Source organism: Acinetobacter sp. UBA991 (assembly GCF_002292065.1).
In the GTDB taxonomy this organism is placed as follows: Bacteria; Pseudomonadota; Gammaproteobacteria; order Pseudomonadales; family Moraxellaceae; genus Acinetobacter; species Acinetobacter higginsii.
In genome coordinates, this window is sequence record NZ_DBBF01000032.1 from 1 (window position 1) to 20606 (window position 20606).

Annotated in this window: 16 protein-coding genes; 6 read left to right on the top strand and 10 right to left on the bottom strand. The window is 43.2% G+C overall.

Features of this window, described 5'->3' with window-relative positions:
• Positions 1-366: 366 nt before the first annotated feature.
• The 3 genes from B2727_RS14060 to B2727_RS14070 form a co-directional block, all read right to left on the bottom strand.
• Positions 367-2343: a BCCT family transporter gene (locus B2727_RS14060; protein WP_005200674.1), complete on the bottom strand. Its 1977-nt coding sequence runs from the start codon at positions 2341-2343 to the stop codon at positions 367-369.
• Positions 2344-2495: 152 nt separating this feature from the next.
• Positions 2496-3191 (bottom strand): ion channel, encoded by a 696-nt coding sequence (locus B2727_RS14065; RefSeq protein ID WP_005200676.1) that lies wholly within the window; start codon positions 3189-3191, stop codon positions 2496-2498.
• Between the two features lie 43 nt (positions 3192-3234).
• On the bottom strand, positions 3235-3831 hold the full coding sequence (locus B2727_RS14070; protein WP_033133979.1) for a TetR/AcrR family transcriptional regulator: 597 nt from the start codon (positions 3829-3831) through the stop codon (positions 3235-3237).
• An 85-nt stretch (positions 3832-3916) separates the two neighbouring features.
• On the opposite strand from B2727_RS14070, the gene B2727_RS14075 reads away from it, so the two are divergent.
• Complete coding sequence (locus B2727_RS14075) at positions 3917-5125, top strand: oxygenase MpaB family protein (RefSeq protein WP_033133978.1); 1209 nt, start codon at positions 3917-3919, stop codon at positions 5123-5125.
• A gap of 206 nt (positions 5126-5331) precedes the next feature.
• Here the strand turns inward: B2727_RS14075 and B2727_RS14080 are convergent, their stop codons facing one another.
• The 3 genes from B2727_RS14080 to B2727_RS14090 all read right to left on the bottom strand — a co-directional run bounded on the left by B2727_RS14080 (position 5332) and on the right by B2727_RS14090 (position 8241).
• Positions 5332-5988 (bottom strand): tetratricopeptide repeat protein, encoded by a 657-nt coding sequence (locus tag B2727_RS14080; RefSeq protein WP_033133977.1) that lies wholly within the window; start codon positions 5986-5988, stop codon positions 5332-5334.
• 203 nt (positions 5989-6191) lie between these two features.
• Positions 6192-7907 (bottom strand): cation acetate symporter, encoded by a 1716-nt coding sequence (locus tag B2727_RS14085; RefSeq protein WP_033133976.1) that lies wholly within the window; start codon positions 7905-7907, stop codon positions 6192-6194.
• 1 nt (position 7908) lies between these two features.
• Positions 7909-8241 (bottom strand): DUF485 domain-containing protein, encoded by a 333-nt coding sequence (locus tag B2727_RS14090; RefSeq protein ID WP_004802016.1) that lies wholly within the window; start codon positions 8239-8241, stop codon positions 7909-7911.
• A 185-nt stretch (positions 8242-8426) separates the two neighbouring features.
• Here B2727_RS14090 and B2727_RS14095 point away from each other — a divergent pair, with 185 nt between their 5' ends.
• Together B2727_RS14095 and B2727_RS14100 are read left to right on the top strand one after the other, a co-directional pair.
• Complete coding sequence (locus tag B2727_RS14095) at positions 8427-11921, top strand: hybrid sensor histidine kinase/response regulator (RefSeq protein ID WP_162180591.1); 3495 nt, start codon at positions 8427-8429, stop codon at positions 11919-11921.
• A gap of 315 nt (positions 11922-12236) precedes the next feature.
• Complete coding sequence (locus tag B2727_RS14100) at positions 12237-12998, top strand: hypothetical protein (protein ID WP_005200683.1); 762 nt, start codon at positions 12237-12239, stop codon at positions 12996-12998.
• Between the two features lie 44 nt (positions 12999-13042).
• On the opposite strand, the gene B2727_RS14105 is transcribed toward B2727_RS14100, so the two are convergent.
• The 3 genes from B2727_RS14105 to def all read right to left on the bottom strand — a co-directional run bounded on the left by B2727_RS14105 (position 13043) and on the right by def (position 16218).
• Positions 13043-15154 (bottom strand): TonB-dependent copper receptor, encoded by a 2112-nt coding sequence (locus B2727_RS14105; protein WP_033133988.1) that lies wholly within the window; start codon positions 15152-15154, stop codon positions 13043-13045.
• 75 nt (positions 15155-15229) lie between these two features.
• Positions 15230-15667, bottom strand: a complete 438-nt coding sequence (locus B2727_RS14110) for a DUF2946 family protein (protein WP_033133975.1) — start codon at positions 15665-15667, stop codon at positions 15230-15232.
• 20 nt (positions 15668-15687) lie between these two features.
• Entirely contained in the window at positions 15688-16218 is a 531-nt protein-coding gene (def, locus tag B2727_RS14115) for a peptide deformylase (protein WP_004802009.1), read from the bottom strand.
• 122 nt (positions 16219-16340) lie between these two features.
• Between def and B2727_RS14120 the strand changes: the two genes are divergently transcribed.
• From B2727_RS14120 to B2727_RS14130, 3 genes are read left to right on the top strand one after another with little or no spacing between them, the layout of a single operon-like run.
• Positions 16341-17492, top strand: coding sequence for a LysM peptidoglycan-binding domain-containing protein (locus tag B2727_RS14120; RefSeq protein ID WP_033133974.1), 1152 nt, complete (start codon positions 16341-16343; stop codon positions 17490-17492).
• Positions 17493-17502: 10 nt separating this feature from the next.
• The gene (dprA, locus tag B2727_RS14125) at positions 17503-18636 is read left to right on the top strand and encodes a DNA-processing protein DprA (RefSeq protein ID WP_033133973.1); all 1134 of its coding nucleotides are present in this window, start codon (positions 17503-17505) and stop codon (positions 18634-18636) included.
• Positions 18637-18672: 36 nt separating this feature from the next.
• Positions 18673-19242: a Sua5/YciO/YrdC/YwlC family protein gene (locus tag B2727_RS14130; protein ID WP_033133972.1), complete on the top strand. Its 570-nt coding sequence runs from the start codon at positions 18673-18675 to the stop codon at positions 19240-19242.
• Positions 19243-19636: 394 nt separating this feature from the next.
• Here the strand turns inward: B2727_RS14130 and B2727_RS14135 are convergent, their stop codons facing one another.
• Positions 19637-20557, bottom strand: a complete 921-nt coding sequence (locus B2727_RS14135) for a DMT family transporter (protein WP_033133987.1) — start codon at positions 20555-20557, stop codon at positions 19637-19639.
• Positions 20558-20606: the final 49 nt, after the last annotated feature.

The following is a 20606-nucleotide window of genomic DNA, read 5'->3' on the forward strand; positions in this document are numbered from 1 at the left end:
TGTGCATTCTACAGCATTTCAGTTCAGGTGCAAGCACTTTTAAAAATTAAATTATTCGGTTGCTTTATTTTTAAACTTTAACTTATCTAATTTACTGATTTATATAATTTAAAATTTATTAATTATCTTAAAAGTGAATTTAAACAACGTAAACAACTGTAATTTAATGGTTTTTTAATAAATACGCTTTAATTATCAGCGGGAAAACAACTTTATTTTTATATTTAGCTTTTATTTTAGCCACCCCACTTCGCTAAAAAGCCTTTCCTGCATCCTCTGCATGCTTAAAATACACTCACCCAAATAAAAACAACGGCTTTGATACGCTCAAAACCGTTGTTTTCAATATTGCATTCAGCATTTCGATTAAGACGTTGTGCCTCTCACAATATTTAGGAAGTAAAGATGACGTTCATATTGATCAATAATGTCCTGAATCAAATCTTCTTGCGTCCAATCCATCACATCATAGTTTTGCCCACCCTCACGCAAGAACACTTCTGCCTGAAAGTAATTGGCCTCATCTTCATCTGCCCGCCCTAACATAAAACTAGGGGGAACAGTGGCATGCGAAACCACTTTATAGGTAAAGTTAATTTCATGGTGATGATCGACATGCAATTGCAGACCATTTTCGATTTCACGAATCTCCACTTCCAAGTGACGGCGTTTGAATTCGCGCTGAATACTTTCAAAAGCTTTGCGGACTTGCGTGTCAATATAGTGCTGAACTTCAGTTTCAGTATGCGGATAATGCATGATTAAACCTAAACGCTGCTGCCAACTCCTTGGATTATTAATCGCTCGCGGTGTAATTCGCGCCTCTTGAATGGCATTCATTTTGGTGACATCTAGCTTCAAGGCTTTGAGTAAGCCCCAACTCATCAGCAACATAATAAAAGTAAAAGGCAATGCACTCATAATAATAGAGGATTGCAATGCAGACAGACCACCAACCAACAGCAGGATAATGGCCAAGGCTGCCATCAAAACGGTCCAAAATAGTCTTTGCCATGTTGGAGAATTCTCAGTTTTAGCGGTCAGATAATCGGTAACCAAAGCACCCGAATCCGCAGATGTTACGAAAAAGAGCATCACCAATACGGTTGCCAGCAAACTCATCACACCCGAAAATGGCAAATGATTCAAAAACTCAAATAAAGCGACTGATGAATCCGTTTGCACAGCATGAAGCAAACTCACATTATGCTCTTGCATAATACTAAACAGTGCGGCATTACCTAAAAAGCCCATCCAGATAATGGTAAAACCTGTCGGAATCAGTAACACCCCAACAATAAATTCACGAATGGTTCGACCACGCGACACACGGGCAATAAACATGCCTACAAACGGCGACCATGAAATCCACCATGCCCAATACATAATGGTCCAACCGCCAATCCAGCCATTCGGTTGATAGGCGTAGAGGTTAAAGGTCATGCCAAATAGGTTCGACATATACGAACCCATGTTTTGAATAGTGGTTTGCAGCAGATAAATACTTGGGCCAGCAATAAATACAAAGGCCAACAACACCAATGCCAAAATCAGATTGAGTTCGGAAAGGCGTTTGACCCCTTTATCCAGACCTAAAAATACCGACATGGATGCCAAAGCACTAACAAAAATAATCAGGATCACCTGAACATTGCTGCTTTGCTCAATCCCAAATAGATAATGCAGACCTGAATTGATTTGCGTCACACCAAAACCTAAAGAGGTCGCCACCCCGAAAACCGTACCAATGGTGGCAAAGGTATCAATCCCATCCCCCCAAGGGCCATAGATTTTCTTACCAATAATTGGATATAAGGCGGAACGGGTTTTTAATGGCAGATTATGCCGATAAGCAAAATAGGCCAAGGCCAATCCAACCACGGCGTAAATTGCCCATGCATGCAAGCCCCAATGGAAAAAGGTAATTCTCAAGGCTTGCTGTGCAGAAGCAACACTTTCAGGATCACCACTAGGTGGGCTAACATAGTGCATCACCGGCTCAGCCACACCGAAGAACATTAACCCGATCCCCATCCCTGCGGTAAACAGCATGGCAAACCAAGAACCATTGCTATATTCGGGTTGGCTGTGATCAGGGCCTAATTTAATTTTGCCACTGGCCGAACAGGCAATATAAATCAGTAAAATCAAAAACACCGCAACAGAGAGGACATAGAACCAGCTAAACGAGTCCGTGATCCATTGCTTCAGTTGTTGTGTCAGAAATTCAAATGAACTGGGTGCGATAATGACGATTGCGATAAAAATCGCAATAATAATCACCGTGCTTAAAAACACGTTTGGATTCACATTCGCAAACTGCGAAGATGGCTTGGAAGGCATAATTCCCTCACGTTATTCTAATGATAATGGACAGGCCATGATGGCCAAAGAAGACATTCACAATGTGAATAAAAGCGAGCTTAAAGCATGTAAAACTCGATACTAATTATAAAAAATGTGAAAAATAAAGCAGTTGTAATGCTGTAACAAAGCTATTCTTTATCATTGGCGTGTTTTGGCGCATGTGCAATATACTGTAAGGCAATGAGGCGAGACACCACCACAGCCAAATACATGACCCCACCAAACATTTGCAGCATTGCCAACACTCTGGCCGCAGGGCTGATCGGGATTAAATCCGATAATCCAGTTGCGGACTGCAGACTAAAACTCAAAAACAATAAATCGAGCCAATGTTGTAAGGCTTGAGCTTGATTGGGATTTTGAAAACTATTTGGCAGGATTAACTGACAGATACTATATAAGAAGGCAAAAGCCCAAGCGATGAGGGTAAATACTGCCCCTGCTGCAAACAATTCATCTCTGGTAAGATAGCGATCCGCAAACATATAGCGCAATAAACCATAAGCCGCATAAAAGTAAGCCAAGGCTTCAAAACTATGCGCAATAATTTGTATGGTCCGATTGCCATATCCAAGAAAAATTAAAATCGAAAATAAGAACGCACCACTGACAAAGACCAAGCCCCAAAAGGTAAATACAGGGCTTTGCCGAATCACTTTAGCGATGATCAATAAGGCCAATACGCCCAGCGACCAAGTTAAAGCACGAAATTCACTGTCGCCAGTGGTCAACATATATAAAATCAACAAGGCCAATTGAACCAGCAACAACCATGCTGATGGAAGTAAGCGAAGGCTCTGCCAAAATTGTTTTAACGTTTGCATGTTGTTATTCCTAAATCTTGTTCTGGTTTTCTTATCAATCGCATCATACTGCATCTAAAAATGAAACAATCATTTTCGAGAGTTCTTGTTGTAGTCGTTGTTCCTCAATCAAAAAGGTATTTTTACTGGCATAACGCATCATGGTAAATAAAGTACTGTTAATAATCACAAAAGACTTATGTTTTAAAGTTTCAAAATCCCAATGCGGATAGTAACGACCAAATAAATACATGCCGATTTCCAAGAAGTGCTGCTCCAATACCTGTGCCGCTTCCGAGTCACTATAAGCATGCCAGTTTTTTAAGATTTCGATAAAAAAACCTTGATCAGATTTCAAAGATTCAAAGCCAAACGCAATACTTAATGTGATGATGTCTTGAATAGAGGTTTGTTGTTGTAGCATCACCAACTGTTTTACTGCTTGCCCCAAGCTTTCGCTTTTACGCAATAATAGTTCTGCGATGATCTGTTCTTTATTTTCAAAATACTGATAGATCGACCCAACACTCACACCTGATTTTTCAGAGATTTTAGGCGTAGTCACCTGCAAAACCCCATATTCAGAAATACATTTCTGCGCCCCTTCCAAAATACTTTCGACAATCATTTTAGCACGCTGTTGCTGTGGTCTTTTTCTCATAAACAGACTCGACTGAAATGCGAATTGAATGCGAATAATTATTCATATTAAGCTTTGATTAAATAACAATCACAGGCTTTATGCAATGCAAAGCATCATTAAACCTAAACGCTTGGCTGCGTTTAAAGATATGAGTCAGTCTAATATCAAAACCAAAATTCTGAGTTATATCACTCATCAACAGGTTCAACCCAGTTATGCAGAATATCAGGCACTGAATACCGCTCTGCAAAGTGGTGATGAACCCATGGATCAACTGCTGCTATGGGTGCTACAGAATCCAAAACAACATCGTAAATACTTTGAAACTGCGCTATATCAAGGTCTCGATAAACTGCCACATGAAATTCCTGAACTCACTACCTTCTTTCAATTCGTTGAACAAAAACCTGCTTGGTATGATCAAAACAAAATTGATACTGCACTGAAATTTACCTATCGCTTGGGAATCAATAACGGTCTTATCCTCCGAGATTTATCCTTAATGACAGGCTATATGTACCCTGGTTTTAACCAACCCTTGGTCCTGACAGGCGCATTAAAAAAACAGGCAGGTACACGTTTGGCTGAAACCACCAAATGGTGGGTCGATATCACCGAAAAAAATGGTTTTGAACGTTTTAGCAAAGGTTTTACCTCCACCATTTTTGTGCGTTTTATTCATTCACTCGTGCGTCATCAACTGCAAAAATCGGAGAAATGGGATGCCGAAACTTGGGGAGTTCCAATTAATCAATATGATCAGGCGATGACCAATATCGCTTTTAGCGGTGTGGTATTGCTTGGGATACGGGCTTTAGGCATTTTTCCGAGCAAACAAGACGTCGATAGCTTTTTACATTTCTGGAAATACGCAGGCTGGCTAATGGGCGTTGAAGAAAAATGGCTAGTCGATCATGAAGCCGATGGTTGGAAACTGATTTACTGGATGCACTTCGCACATCCTCAATCTGATGACAGCAGTATTTCCTTGGGTTCCAGTCTGTCCAAAGAACCCTTTGAGCGAAAATATCGCTATCTACGCACTTTCCAGCAAAAACTGGCCTATAAGCAGCATTTAGAGATTACTCAATTCTTTATTGGCCGTAACAAAATGCACAAGCTCGGTTTAGCGCCACAATCAGCGTCTTGGTTTGCTTATTATCTGATTGGTCGTAATCTAGCCCTGTATACAGGGGCTAAACATATTCCAAAGTTAAAGCATTTGCTTGAGCAAAATGGACGGCAGGTACAACGCATTGGCTTGTCTTTATATCGCAACCAAGGGCAACAACTGGCCAGTATGCATCAATAGTCCATAAAAAAGCCCTCAATCAATGCGGGCTTTATCTTTATATACCGATGAATAATCAGATCCATCAACACTGTTTATTCACTTTTAAATAGCAATTGATCGTGCTGTTGAGATATGAGCTTCTTGTAGCTCTCTGAATTATGCCTCAACCCTTTTTCTTTTAAATGCCAATGATATTCCATCGGGAGCTTTGCATTTCTCCTCTTCTATTGTAATTCCACAAGCTTATCTGCACCCCATGATAATCCATAGTCAGCCGCCTTTTTATACCATTTTTTTGCCAACTTAAGATTTACTGCTCCAGCAGAACCATCTTCATACATTTCTCCAAGTTCATATGCTGCAATAGCCATTTCCTGATCAGCAGCCTTTGTCATCCATTCCATGGCCTTGATCTCATTTTTGGCTACACCTTCACCAGCCCGATACATTGATGCAATTTCATATTGTGAATTTGCATGCCCCTGCATCGCAGCTTTCATAAACCATGCATATGATTCTTCAAAATTTTCATCAACCCCTTGTCCAAACAAGTAAGCTAAACCAAGATTGTATTGAGCATAAGGATTGCCAGATTGGGCAGACTTGCGAAACCAATCTACAGCTTTGGTAAAATCTCTTTCAGGGCCATATGAACCACGTTTATAGATCATCCCAAGGCTAAGTTGAGCATTTGGATCCCCTTGTTTGGCTTCTTCTGAATATTTTGCATAAGCAAGATTGATATCTTTTTTCACAAAATCTTCATCTAACATTGCGTCTATTTGAGCAAGTTGAGTTTTAGGAAGATCTGAGCTTTCGCTACATGCAATGCTTGAAAATACAAGAGTTAAGAAAATTAAAATATTCTTTATTAAATACATAAGGCTATTTCATATAAATTTGACAACAAACAAAGCAATGGTAGAGGTTTCTTAAGTTTTTCAAAATTATAATGCAATCTAAACAATAAAAACCAACTCAAAACCTATTTTACCCTCACTCAATACGGCAATCCTTTTTTTATGTACTGCCAATAAAGAAAGCCCTTATCAAAAGATAAGGGCTTTCTTTTAGCTCAAGGTCATTAGTGATCTGACGCGCCAGAAGCACCGATCCCTGTCATTGAACGAACAAACTGAGCATCAAAGGCTTTACGCTCTTTCTCTGCACGTGCTGACTTGTCTGTTACAGAGAAGAACCAGCAGCAGAGGAATGAGAGTGGCATTGCAAATAATGCTGGGCCATTGAATGGGTTTGGCGCAGTTTCAGAAATAGCCAAAGTATCCACCCAAACTGCTTTAGACAGGATAATTAGGCTCACCGCACCAACCAAACCAACCACGCCACCAATCACTGCACCACGTGTGGTCAAACCTTTCCAGAACATTGATAACACGAGGATTGGGAAGTTTGCACAACATGCGACTGAGAATGCTAAACCTACCATGAAAGCAACGTTTTGCTTCTCAAACAAGATACCCAAGATCATGGCAAAGATTGCTAAACCTAAAGTTGCAATTTTTGACATTTTCAATTCAGATTCAGGAGTCGTTTTGCCTTTTTTGAACACGTTGGCATATAAGTCATGTGAAATCGCAGAAGCACCTGACAGGGTCAAACCAGCAACCACTGCAAGAATTGTTGCGAATGCGACTGCTGAAATGAAGCCCATGAACAAGTCGCCACCCACTGCATCACTTAAATGCACGGCAGCCATGTTGTTACCACCCACCAACTCTAATTTTCCTGTTACTGCCGCTTTTGCAACATCAAGGAATTGTGGGTTGTTCGCAACAAACAGGATTGCACCGAAACCGATAATGAAGGTGAGCAGATAGAAGTAACCAATAAAGCCTGTTGCAACCACAACTGATTTACGTGCTTCTTTGGCATCTTTTACTGTAAAGAAACGCATCAAGATATGAGGTAAACCTGCCGTACCAAACATCAACGCAAGACCAAGTGATAACGCATCAATTGGGTTTGCCGCGAGTTTACCTGGCCCCATGATTTTGGATGCTTCTTCCCAGCTCATGCTATGCGCTTGGCTATACACACCAATAGCTTGGTTAAACATATTGGTAAAGCTAAAGCCAACGGCTTTCATCACCATAAAGGCCATGAACGTCGCGCCACTGAGTAACATCACCGCTTTGATGATCTGTACCCAAGTCGTTGCCAACATACCACCGAAGATCACATACGCCATCATCAATAGACCGACGATCACAACTGCGATGTTGTAGTTCAAACCGAATAGCAATTTGATCAACTGGCCTGCACCCACCATCTGTGCAATCAGGTAGAACGCAACCACAACCAATGAGCTAAATGCTGCCAAAGTACGCACTGGCTTTTCTTCCAAACGGAATGACACCACGTCTGACAAGTTATATTTACCCAAGTTACGTAAGCGTTCCGCAACCAGGAAAAGTACAATTGGCCAACCCACCATAAAACCAAGTGAGTAAAGTAAGCCATCAAAGCCTGAGCTAAAAACTAATGCTGAAATACCCAAAAATGATGCCGCTGACATATAGTCACCCGCAATCGCCAAACCATTTTGGAAACCACTGATTCCACCACCTGCCGTATAAAAGTCTTGAGCAGATTGAGTTTGCTTTGCCGCCCATTTGGTAATGAACAATGTAAAACCGACAAAGATCGTAAACATAATGATCGCGTGCCAGTTGGTCGCCTGCTGTTCAGCAGCACCTAGGTCTGGGCCCGCGAATGCAATACTTGAGCAGCAAAAACTGAGCAGCGTAAACAGTATCGCTTTAAATGATGTCCCTTTCATCTCAGTGCATCCCTTTTTCATGTGCAATGGCCTCAACTTCCTTGAGGGCTGCTTCATTCAGTTGATCAAGTTTCGTATTGGCAATATAGGAATACACACCACATAATAAAAATGACAATACGATAATGCCTAAACCAAGGGGAATTCCCCATGTGGTTACACCACCGCTAAATGAACTTGCTAAAAATTCTTTGTTATAGCCAACCAAAAGCATAAACCCAACGTAGATAAACAGCATGATTGCTGTTAATGTCCAACTTAATGTGCGCTTTTTGCTGACCATCTCTTGAAACTTTGGATTTCGTAGAATTCGATCTACCTGTGAATCATCCATAATTGACTCCTTATTTTTGTGTCCAACCGTGGACCCCTTTTTCACATGGGATTTTTCATTATCCAAAGTAACAAGATTATGCTTGACTCGTAACTTAGACTTTGGTCTCTAAATGACAATCTCTACTCCTTGCTATACCTGCACTTCGGGTATGATAAAAAATGGAATTTGATCACGTGAGCAATATGAACAGCTGGCTTATTCTTGGTGTCCTTGCCCTGTATATTGTGCTGTTATTCGGCTGCGCTTTTTTTGGTGAAAAACATGCCAGCCGTTTAAGTACCCGCGGCCGTATGCTGCTGTTTAGTTTGACTTTAGGGGTCTATTGCTCATCATGGACCTTTTACGGCGCGACGGGTGCTGCGGTACGTCAGGGGGTTATTTTTCTACCGATTTATCTTGGTCCTTTGCTGTTCATCTGGTTTGGTTATGACATCTGGAAACGCTTAGGTCGGATTCGTCAACATCATGCGATTTCTTCGATTGCCGATTTTGTCGCAGCGCGTTATGGCAAAAGTGGTAGCTTGGCCGCACTGGTGACCATCCTTGCTGTGATTGCGATCGTGCCTTATCTGGCTTTGCAACTGCGTGCCATTGCCCTGAGTGCATCGGTCATTCTTGAACAAAATGCGCATATCCATACCACCACCAATAGTGTGTTAGTGCTGACCGCGGTACTGGCAATTTTGGCGATGATTTTTGGTACACGCCATATTGCGCATACCGAACAGCACGGCGGTTTAATGCTGGCAGTGGCGTTTGAATCCTTTGTTAAACTATTTGCACTGCTCTGCGTCGCTGCTTTCTTCTTATTACAATCACCTGACAATATCAAACAGGTCAGCAGCGATGTCAGTCAGCATTTCCATGACCTGCAACAACTGGGTGTGCCTGAGACTTTTTGGGTTCAGACTCTACTTGCAGGCTTAGCCATGATTTGCTTGCCGCGTCAATTTCATGTGGCAGTGGTCGAATTACGGGATGAAAAGCATATTCGTGGCGCACGACGCTGGTTCGCGGCCTATCTGATTCTGACTGTGATTGCGATTATTCCGATTGCCAGTTGGGCTTTACACTCTTTACCTGAATCACTTGGTACACCTGATATTGCGGTATTGGCTCTGCCTTTAAGCTATCAACAAGAATGGTTGGCTTTATTGGCCTTTTTAGGCGGCTTTTCGGCTTCGACAGGCATGCTATTGGTGGCTTCAGTGGCACTGTCGATCATGCTCAGTAATGACCTGATCATGCCCGCATTATGGCGCTTTAAAATCATTTCTCGCCATGATCAGCACCTACCTCGTGTACTCAAATTGACGCGTCGTATCAGTATCGTCAGTGTGATGCTATTAGGCTTCTTATTCTTCCATTTCTTTAATGATATCAATCAGCTTTCAGTCTTTGGCTTATTGGCTTTTAGTGCGGTGGCACAGTTTTCTCCCGCCTTGATTGGTGGACTATACTGGCGTGGTGCAAGTCGCCAAGGGGTTTATGTCGGCTTACTCATGGGCTTTGCCATGTGGAGCTATACACTGCTGTTTCCAACAGTATTACGCAGCTTGCCAGATCACTATCAAGAATTTGCACAACACCTATTACTGTTTGGGCCTTTTGATATTAATGGTCTGCGTCCAGAGGCTTTGCTTGGTTTCGAATCCTTTGCTCCCCTCACCCACGGCGTGCTGTGGTCGCTGGGTCTCAACGTGGTGCTGTATATCTGGGTGTCTCGTTTGTATCGTCCAAGTGTGGCAGAACAAATTCAGGCGGAAAGCTTTTTCTATTATGAAAGTAAACCTCTGCCATCGGCTCAGTCCAATACGGATTTAACCGATCTACACCTGAATGCCGCACGCTTGAAAGTCGGTGACTTATTGGCTCTGGCTAAACGGGTTACGGGGGATAAGCCTACTCTTCAAGCCTTCCAACAGTTTTGTGAACAAAACCATGTGGTGTTAAATGAAAATCACGTTGCCAATGGTATGTGGTGGCGTTTCACCGAGCAATATCTGGCAGGGATTATTGGTGCCGCTTCTGCCCGTACACTGCTCACTACTGCGATGATTAACAATGGCTTGGCACTTGGGCAAGTTGCCAATATTCTCGACCAAGCTTCACAATGGCAGCGTTTTAATCAGAACCTACTCATGACCATGATCGACCATATGACTCAAGGCGTCAGTGTGGTGGATAAAAATATGTGTTTGGTGGCGTGGAACAACCAATATCTCAAGCTATTTGATTATCCTAAAGATTTGGTCTACGTCGGTTGTCCAATCGCAGATCTGATTCGCTATAACGCGGAACGCGGTGAATGTGGTCCCGGCCCTGTCGAGGAACATGTGCGCAAACGACTGCACTGGATGAAAGTAGGCAGTGCGCATGAGTTTGAGCGGATTCGTAAAGATGGTCTGGTCATTCAGATGCGTGGTAATCCCATTGAAGGTGGGGGTTTCGTGACCACTTTCGCCGATATTACCGCCTTCCGTGAAAATGAAGCAGTGTTGGAAGAACGCGTCAGTGACCGAACTCAGCAGCTTGCCAATGCATTGACCGAGCAACAACTCGCGCTAGAACAAGCCGATAAAGCCAATCAATCGAAAAGTCGCTTCCTTGCCGCAGCCAGTCATGACCTATTACAACCCATGCATGCGGCCCGTTTATTTAGTACCGCATTAGAGCAAAGTGTACATTCAACCGAAGACCAACAGACCTTACAACAACTGGATCGCGCACTCTATGGTGCAGAAAGTATGCTCTCTGCTCTCCTCGATATTGCCCGTTTGGAAGGCGGCACGATTCAGCCAAAACGCCAAGCTTATGCACTGCATGACTTATTAAATGATCTGGAATTACAGTTCAAATCGATTGCTGCTCAACGCAATATTCATCTGTCTGTTCACGACACTAAATTTTGGGTCGATACCGATCCGCAATGGATGCGACGTATTATCCAGAACTTTGTCAGCAATGCATTGCGTTATACCGCTCAAGGTCGTGTGGTGGTTGGCGTGTTACGTTCTGCACAACGCCCAAATCATATTCGTATCGGGGTTTGGGACACAGGACCCGGTATTCATGAACAACAACGCCTGAAACTATTCCAAGAATTCGAACGCTGTGGCCATACTTCGCCTTGGGGCGAACAAGGTCTTGGTCTCGGACTTGCCATCGTACAACGTATGACCAGCCTGCTTGATTTTCCTGTGCATGTCTATTCGGAACTGGGTAAAGGCTCTTGCTTCATGATTGAAGTACCAATCGCTGAAGCGCCAAAAATTCAAATGGCGGTACCGCATGTGCCGGCACTGCAACATACCGCCTATAAAGTGTTGTGCTTGGACAATGATGAAACCATTTTAGAAGGCATGCGCACTTTACTCAGCAAATGGGGCTATCAGATTTTTACTGCAACAGAACCTGAGCAAGCCCTGCGACTGATTGAACAAGAGGATATTCAGGTCTGGCTGATCGACCAGCATTTGAACCATGATCAACGTGGTCTAGACTTCATTGAACAACATCGACTGGCCCATATTCCAGTCGCGCTGATTACCGCAGATTCGGACCCAGAACTTCCGCAATACTTAAAACAGCAGAATATTGTATTGTTGAGAAAACCACTCAAACCAGCAGGCCTGCGTGCGTGGCTATCTGGTTTAAAAATCATGCCCATGCAATAACTAGCAAAATATTTTGCAACATAGGCCAAAATGATCAAAACAATGCACTTTGCTCGATAATGAATTGACCAAAGTGCTCAAATCATTATTGGCTATGGCAAAAACGTTCACTTACATTAGTGAACGTTTGTACACTTACTTACAATTTAACAAGTATTTGTTTTTACTATTAAATTTTACCCTTAAAATTACATCTACAACTTTAGTCGTATTCTACTTGTTTTCTCGATACCGCATAAATTGATCAAGTTCAACGAAACCTAGACCTCGGCTTGTTGGGTTTCTCATTACAAATTGTCAAAAAGGACATTGATCATGAATAACAGTCACCCTTCAACTGACCATAGCTCACAACAGTTTTATCGCCAATACAGTGCGAATGCCCTGTTACCTGAACTGGACTGGCAAACCATCTTTATACACAGCAAACTGGATGACACCCATTTACGCGCATTGAATACGCTTTACCAAGCCGCTGTTCCACTGGCACTCAATGTCTTTAATCAACTCAATTTTGATGTGTTTGCACCTGCGGCCTACCACCCACAAGGTTTAGGTTTATTTGAAAAACTGGCAGAGCAAGAAGATTCTTTCTTAGACGCACTCGAAGCAGAATCATCCCATCTTGATCATGAAACACGCCATCAAATCTGGAGCATGCTATTACGTGGCGGTGCGGTATTGGTATTTAAAGCATGGTTAGGACATGTCAAAGGGGGTGAAAACCAACTGGATAAAACCCAGTTTGATGAACTGTCAGATTTACTGTTTATCAAAACGCGCCCTGAACAATTAGCGCAACGCTTAAAAGTCGATGCCAATGCGGCTTTGACGCATATTTTCTTAATGTATGAAAATGATGTGTTCTTAGACCATTTTAATAGCTTGGAAACGGCCGCTTTATTTGTTGATTTAGGCGTTTATGATGCTGCATTCTTAAGTCTGCGTGATGATCGCGTCGCAGAATACCTCAAAGCCAAAGGCTATGTGACCCAAGAACAAATCGATGACTTGCAATGTGCATTGAATCCATTGTACTGCGATAGCTTAATGCCAAAACAAGACTGTTTGGCTTAAACTCAGAAAAAACAAGGTGGCTCAGCCACCTTGTTTTTTGTTAATTAGAACTTCATGCTCATACGCATCCAGTAGTTTCGACCCGTATTATTGAATTGCTCTTCACTGGCAAAACCAAAACCCGAACTACCGGCTTTATTCAGGTGCTCGGTATAGGTCTTATCCAAGACGTTATCTACCCCTACAGAAAGATCGATATCTTTATTGAGACTATAACTACCATTCAATGAAACCGTTGAGAAACCTGCACTTGGTTTCAAGTCATAACCCACGATGTTACCTTGATGCAAGCTGATGCGATTTTGCTGATCCACTACGCGCCACAACATACCCAGTGTATATTTATCAGCAACATAACGTAGATTCACACGACCTTCCAAAGGTGCGATTTGTGGTAACGGTGTATTGTCCGTGGTATTTTTACCCCACGCATACATCGCACTCACATCTGCTTGAATGTGATCGGTAAACTGATAACCAATGCCTGCCTCAGCACCCGCAATGGTTGCATCCACATTCTTCGCACCAGCAGTAATGCCACTGCTGCCATGCCCACCATGTCCACCTGCATGCATATGGCTATGATCGTGATAATTCATCAGAATATAGTCATCAATCAACCCTGCGTATGCCGACACCCATGAGTTAAATGCCCCCTGCTGCTGAGTAAAACCAAGATCTAACTGCAAGGTTTTCTCTGGACGTACTCCATTAAAGGTATTGCTCGAACCTGCATTACCATGTTCAGGACTGAATAACTCCCAATAATCAGGCATACGTTCCACATAGCCCAAGCCCACATAACTGTTCACGCCATGCTCGGCATTTTGATTTTCCAAACGGACAAACGCACTGGGTAAGGTTTTTTCAAGCTGGGTATTGAAACCTTTGGCTTTAGAATCCGCACGCTCATCATCAACAGTGACTTGGTCTACACGAGCACCTGTCACGATTTTATTCTGCGGGTTCAATTGATACGTCAACTCACCAAAGGCACCATAAGACTGGAAGCGCATATCCTGACGGAAAGGTACATTCATCGATGTCATTGTCGGCGAGAACATACTGCCACCATGTTTATTGAACTGAGAGTCGACCCCAGTGATTAAGCTCCATTGATCCCATTCCGAGGTCATGGCCAAACGCGAGTTCAAAGTACGGCGTGTCACTTGCATCGCCATCGGGTTTGGCATCAACATGCTGTGTCCACCATGTTGCATTTCAACCAATGGCGGTGTACGCAGGCTATAATTATCCATGATATGGTCGTTATAGCTATAGTTGACCTGAGCTTCAATTTTCTTGATTACATCAGTGATATTTTTCTTTTCAAAACGTAGACCTAAGCTTTCACGGGCGAATTGTGCCCCATCCATACCACGACCAGCATATTCAGCCTCACCATCCGCTTTACCACCTGTCAATTCAAGCCAAGTGTTTTCATCTGGGGTCCAGCCCAATGCAACATCGGCATTCCAGCGCTCCCATGAGGACGGGATGGTGTTGCCATCGCCATCTTGATAACTATTCGATTCAGAGCGGTTGGCATTTAAGCGGATATATTTTTTCTCATCACCAATCGCCGCTTCAACATTCTGGTCTAAACGCCCAAATGAACCCCACAATACACTCGCCTGTCCACGATAGGGTTTGTCTTGGGTGAGCTTTTCAGGTTCACGTTCAAAGATCACCGTTGCTGCTGAACCGGTATTGGCATATTGAACCGTTTGTGGTCCTTTAATCACTGAAATTCGATCATAGCTTTCAGGAGAGATATAAGAGGTCGGTGCATCCATACGAGCAGGACATGCACCAAGGTTCTCCGTACCATCGGTTAAAATCTTGATGCGGGAACCAAACATACCACGAAAGGTCACATCTCCATTGGTGCCACCGCTTTGTATTGAGTTAAAACCCATAATACTTTGTAGATAGTCGGCACCATCTGTCGCTGGGATGGGTTGAATCGGTTTCTTAGGATCGGCTTGCACCACCAAACCATTGCTCTCATTCGGTTGTTGTGCAGTGACCACAATCGGTGCCATTGAGACATGTGCCTGCTCATGCTGAACAGGTTCTGCCCACGCCATTGCGGTATTTGAAGCAGCCAAGATCGCAACCGTCAGCGGTTGTAATAAAAATTTAGGTTGAGCCATCATCGGTCTCTCTTAAAACATAGATAAAACAGAGCCAGAGTTCCAAAAAAACCCTAACGAAAAGAAAGTTTTAATTTATGCAAAGAGTGGCGGAGCCCGCCCTTGAGGCAACAAGAATAACCGTTGCAGTGCAAAATAAACATGCTTAAAGGCTTGTTGATACGCAACTAAACGGATTTGGATACGGACCAAAACCTCTTTCACCCCCAATTCAGGCGGCAATACCAGATTGGCATAGACCGTACAGTACTGACATTGGTGGTTAGGATCGTGATGATCATGTTCTGGCATCGACACTTGAACATGTTCAAGTTGATGCTCATGCTGCAAAGATGCATGGACCGAATGGCTATGCGAAGCTTGTAGCTTAGGCAACAGCAACGCCTGAGTAATGGTTTCACAGACAGGCGCGATTTGATATTGCTTCGGAAGTAGCGGCTGCAAGAAAACCGCAATCTGCAAACAGACCGCGGTTAAAGCCAGCAGCAAGCCACAACGAAACAAAGAGAACATCTTTAAAAAGTGTCTATCGCTTAACGTTTGACGCTTACTTTTTCTTTTTCACGTTGGCGAACCACTTTTTCCACTTTCTCACGTGCACGTTGACGCTTTAATGGCGATAAATAATCAACAAAAAGTTTGCCATTTAAGTGATCCATTTCATGTTGGATACAAACAGCGAGAAGTTCGTCAGCTTCTAACACAAATGCTTGACCTTCAAGGTTAATTGCCTCGATTTTTACGCGTGACGGACGCTCAACTTTGTCGTATATTTGAGGCACAGAGAGACAGCCTTCTTCATACGGCTGAGTATCTTCGGTCAGTGGAATGACTTTGGGGTTAATGAACACCATTGGTTGGTTTTTCTCTTCAGAGATGTCCATAACAATAAGCTGAATATGATGATCAACCTGAGTTGCCGCTAAACCTATACCCGGTGCCTCGTACATGGTTTCAAACATATCTGCTGCAAGCTGACGAATATCATCAGTGACTTCTTCGACTGGTTTGGCGATGGTACGAAGGCGGGGATCAGGAAAACTTAGAATAGGTAATAAGGCCATACAGTCGTCCTCACTTATGCCATTGATCAAAAAACCAACTAAAGGGAATACTTGATCAAAAAATTGTGTGTAAAGTCGTTATTATAACGCAACTACACACATAATTTTTAGGAATTATGATAATGAAAAAGGTTTTAAACGGCATACACTCATTTCATGCCTTGGGGTTAAAAAAACAACTGATTGCCGCTGCAATTTGTGCGGGATTAGGCATGAGCATTAATTTCGCCCACGCAGCCAGCCCAAATGTCAGTCCACCTTCAGTGAAAGTCGGTGCGCCACATGTTTATGTGGTGAAAAAAGGCGATACGCTTTGGGATATCTCAGGGAAATTTTTAAGTAAGCCTTGGCGCTGGCCAGAGATATGGGCAAGCAATAAACATGTGAAAAACCCGCACTGGATTTATCCAGGCGATCGCTTGCTGCTGTGCAGTTTGAACGGTAAACCATTGATTGGTAAAGATGAGGGCGATGGCTGTGACGGTATCATTCGTCGCTATACAGGCAATACCTCAAATTTACGTCCTCAAGTCCGTGTTGAGGCCTTGAATAATAGTGTTCCTGTTATTCCTTTGGCACACATTCAGCAATGGTTAGAGCGTACCTCGGTCCTGCCAGCAGATGCGATTGCCAATACCCCTTATATCTTGGGCACAGCAGACAACCGCGTACTTGCAGGTAAAGGTCAAAGTGTTTATGTGCGTGGTAAAGGCCTTGAAAACGGTCAACGTTATGGCGTATTCCGTGAAGGTGAGCCGTACATTGTATTGGACCAAAATGGCAAGAAACAGAATCTTGGGGTTGAGCTGACGCAAGTGGCTTCGGCTGTTGCCATTCGCAATGAAAATGACATCACTACAGTTGAACTCACCGATAGTTATAACGGTGAAGTTCGTCGTGGCGATCGGGTGATGGCTGAACAGGATGCTATGCTACCAACCTTATTCTATCCAATTGATGCCAATCAGGTAAAAGACGGCGGCAAAATCATTCGTGTGATGGGATCTATTGGTACAGCAGCCAAAAATGGCGTGGTCACCGTTGATCGTGGCACCGCTGATGGCGTTGAAATTGGTCAAGTATTCAGTGTCTATCAAGATGGTGAAGTGGTCAGAGATCCAAAAACCAAAGAGAAAGTGAAACTCCCTGGACAATACCTAGGTAGCGCCATGATCTTTAAGAGTTTTGATCATATCAGCTACGCCTATATCCTTGAAAGCGAGCTACCGATCAAGCTTGGCTCGGATATTAAGCCACCTCGTTTAGATGACTAAGTAAACGCCTATGTTGAATCAATTATCACCTCATCACTATCACACTGTGTTGGTGTGGTACTTGGTTCAGCATTCGCTGTCGAGTTTCAGCAAAATTCAGCAGCACTTTGGTGGTTGTGAACAAGCAACACAGCCTCATCGTTTATCAGAATGGTCACAACTGGGCTTACACGCCAATCACTTAAAACGTTTAGCAGAATTTCAAAGCCCTCAGGGTCAACAACAATTCCAACAACTACTTGATCTGGTTTGCAAATATAGCGATTTTATTTTAACGCCTGATGATATTGGCTACCCAACTCAACTGCTGCCTTATGTAGATCGTCCTCCCATTTTATTTGGACAAGGTCAGGCACAGGCCTTATTACAACCACAGATTGCCATGGTGGGCAGCCGTAAACCGAGTCCACATGGACGCCAAGTCGCTTATGATTTTGCCTATTATTTAAGTGAAAAAGGCTTTTATATCAGCAGCGGACTCGCACATGGGATTGATCAGGCCGCACATCAAGGTGGATTGGCCCATCAACGGACCATTGCAGTGACGGGTACAGGCCTCGATAGCGTCTACCCTGCTCAGCACAAACAACTGGCACAACAAATTACCCAGTCTGGAGCCATCGTAACTGAGTTTCTGCCGACCACGATGCCCTTACAACAGCACTTCCCAAGACGCAATCGTATTGTCAGTGGTCTGAGTTTGGGTGTCTTAGTGGTGGAGGCTGCACTGAAAAGTGGCTCTCTCATCACTGCAAATGAAGCTGCTAATCAAGGTAAAATGGTATTTGCGATTCCTGGGCATATTTATAGTGAACACCATCAAGGCTGTCATCAACTGATTCGCGAAGGTGCCATTCTGGTCGATCATCCCGAACAGGTCATCGAAGATTTAGCGCTACCAACGCAATGGCAAGCCCAACAACACTCAACTGATGAAGCCAGTACTGCTCCTCCGCCGAGCCTGCCCGCACATTTGATTGCGTTGTATCAGAGTCTGGACTGGATTGGACAAGATTTGGATCAACTGGCGCTGCACCATCCAATTACGATTGCAGAGCTAACCGCCCAATTAATGGAATTGGAATTACTCGGTTTATGCATGCAACAAGCAGGACGCTATTTACGTTGTCGCCCAATGCATTAAACTAGTCATACTCTCTCCTGTTTTCACATACATCCCATGATTACTTCCTCTATTTCTGATGCAGCTCAACTTTTAAAGCAAGGACAAGTTCTGGCTTATCCGACAGAAGCAGTTTGGGGATTGGGTTGTGATCCCTTCAATGAGCAGGCATTTCAGGAAGTTCTGGAACTGAAACATCGTCCCGTTGAAAAAGGCGTGATCTTATTGGCTGGGCATTTAGACCAAGTCGAACATTTATTGCAGGACTTAGACCTAACAATCCGTCAGCAAGTGATTGCTACATGGTCGAATCGCCTTGAGACAGAACGTGCCACAACGTGGCTACTACCAGCTGATCAAAGTATTCCAATATGGATCAAAGGCCAACACCCTTTGGTCGCAGTTCGTGTCACGACGCATCCACTGTGCATGCAGCTATGCCAGCAATTTGGCGGCTTTATTGTCTCGACCAGCGCCAACCCAGCAGGTCTCTCACCCGCACAAAGCTTAGAAGAAGCGCAGCATTACTTCAGCACTTCATTACATTATCTCGAAGGTGATTTAGGGTTGAGTCGAGAACCAAGTCGCATTTTGAATGCACTGACAGGTGAAGTTGTTCGCGCCTAATTAGGTGAATAGCGGACAAAAAAAAGCTCAGTTATATAGGGATAACTGAGCATAAAAAGGATGTGTATAATCACATCCAGAGGGTTCGTAAATTTGGTGAGCAACTTATTCATTCTAAAAATGAATCATCTTGCTGTGGTTGCTATTATGAGGGAATCGTCCCATTTATACAAATATATTATTTATCTAACAAAAAGTGTGAAAAGCGTACCAATTTTGTCACTTCCTCATTTTCAATAAAATTATATTTCTATTTTTATTCAGCTTTTTTTTGATCGTAAATTTAGTAAATCTTAAAAATATATTTGCAAATCATATAGAAAGCACAGTCACTAAAAAATATTTTTGGTGCGTTTGTTGATATTTTAAACAAACGCACCATCAACTTTCATATTTAGGATGCAGATTCAGCCAGCGGAGCCGATACTTTAACCGTTTTCTTCTGCGCCATAATGATCCCCATCAGGATCATCAGACCGCCAATGGTATGATAAATTGTCCAGTGCTCTGACAACCAAAAACTGGCAATAATCGCAGTGAATACCGGCATTAAATTCATAAAAATACTGGTACGATTTGGGCCAATCGCCTGTACTGCGACCATCCATAATAAAGGTGCAATTAATGAAGGGAACATGCCCGCATACAGAACACTCGCTGCATTCTGAGCATTAATCCCATCTAGGCCAAACCAGAGCAAGAATGGGACGTGATACAGCAACGCAAAACCAATTTGTACATACAAGCTGCTTAATAAAGGAAGCTGTAGCTGCCATTTTTTCAAGAACACGCCATAAAACGCATAGAAACCCACAGCCAATACCATGACTGCATCGCCCCAGTGCCCGCCTTGATCAAATAGGTTTGACAGGTGACCTTGACTCATCACATAAATCAAGCCTGCAAAAGATAAGAGACTGCCAAAAATGGCAAAACGATTCGGTGCATCTTTTAAAATAAAATAAGAGATAAAGATGGTAAAGATCGGGACAAAGGCATTCACAATGCCCATATTGGTCGCAGTCGTATAGTGAGCAGCGGTATAAGATAAACCTTGGTACAACACCATACCAAAAGCACTAAGTACGGCTAATTTAGGAACCAACGGACGAATTACAGCGCGTTGTCGCCATACTTTCGGCAACATAAACGGTGTCAAAATAATAAAGGCAACAAACCAACGATAAAAACTGATACTCACAGGCGAAATATAGTCCGCCACATAGCGTGTCACGGCAATATTCAACGACCAAATCAAAACCGCAATCAAGGGCAATACGAAGGCCCACTTTTGGTACTTACTTAACTGACCCATCATTTTCTCACCCTATCTCAGCAATGAGAGTATTGTGGAAGATGTCCAA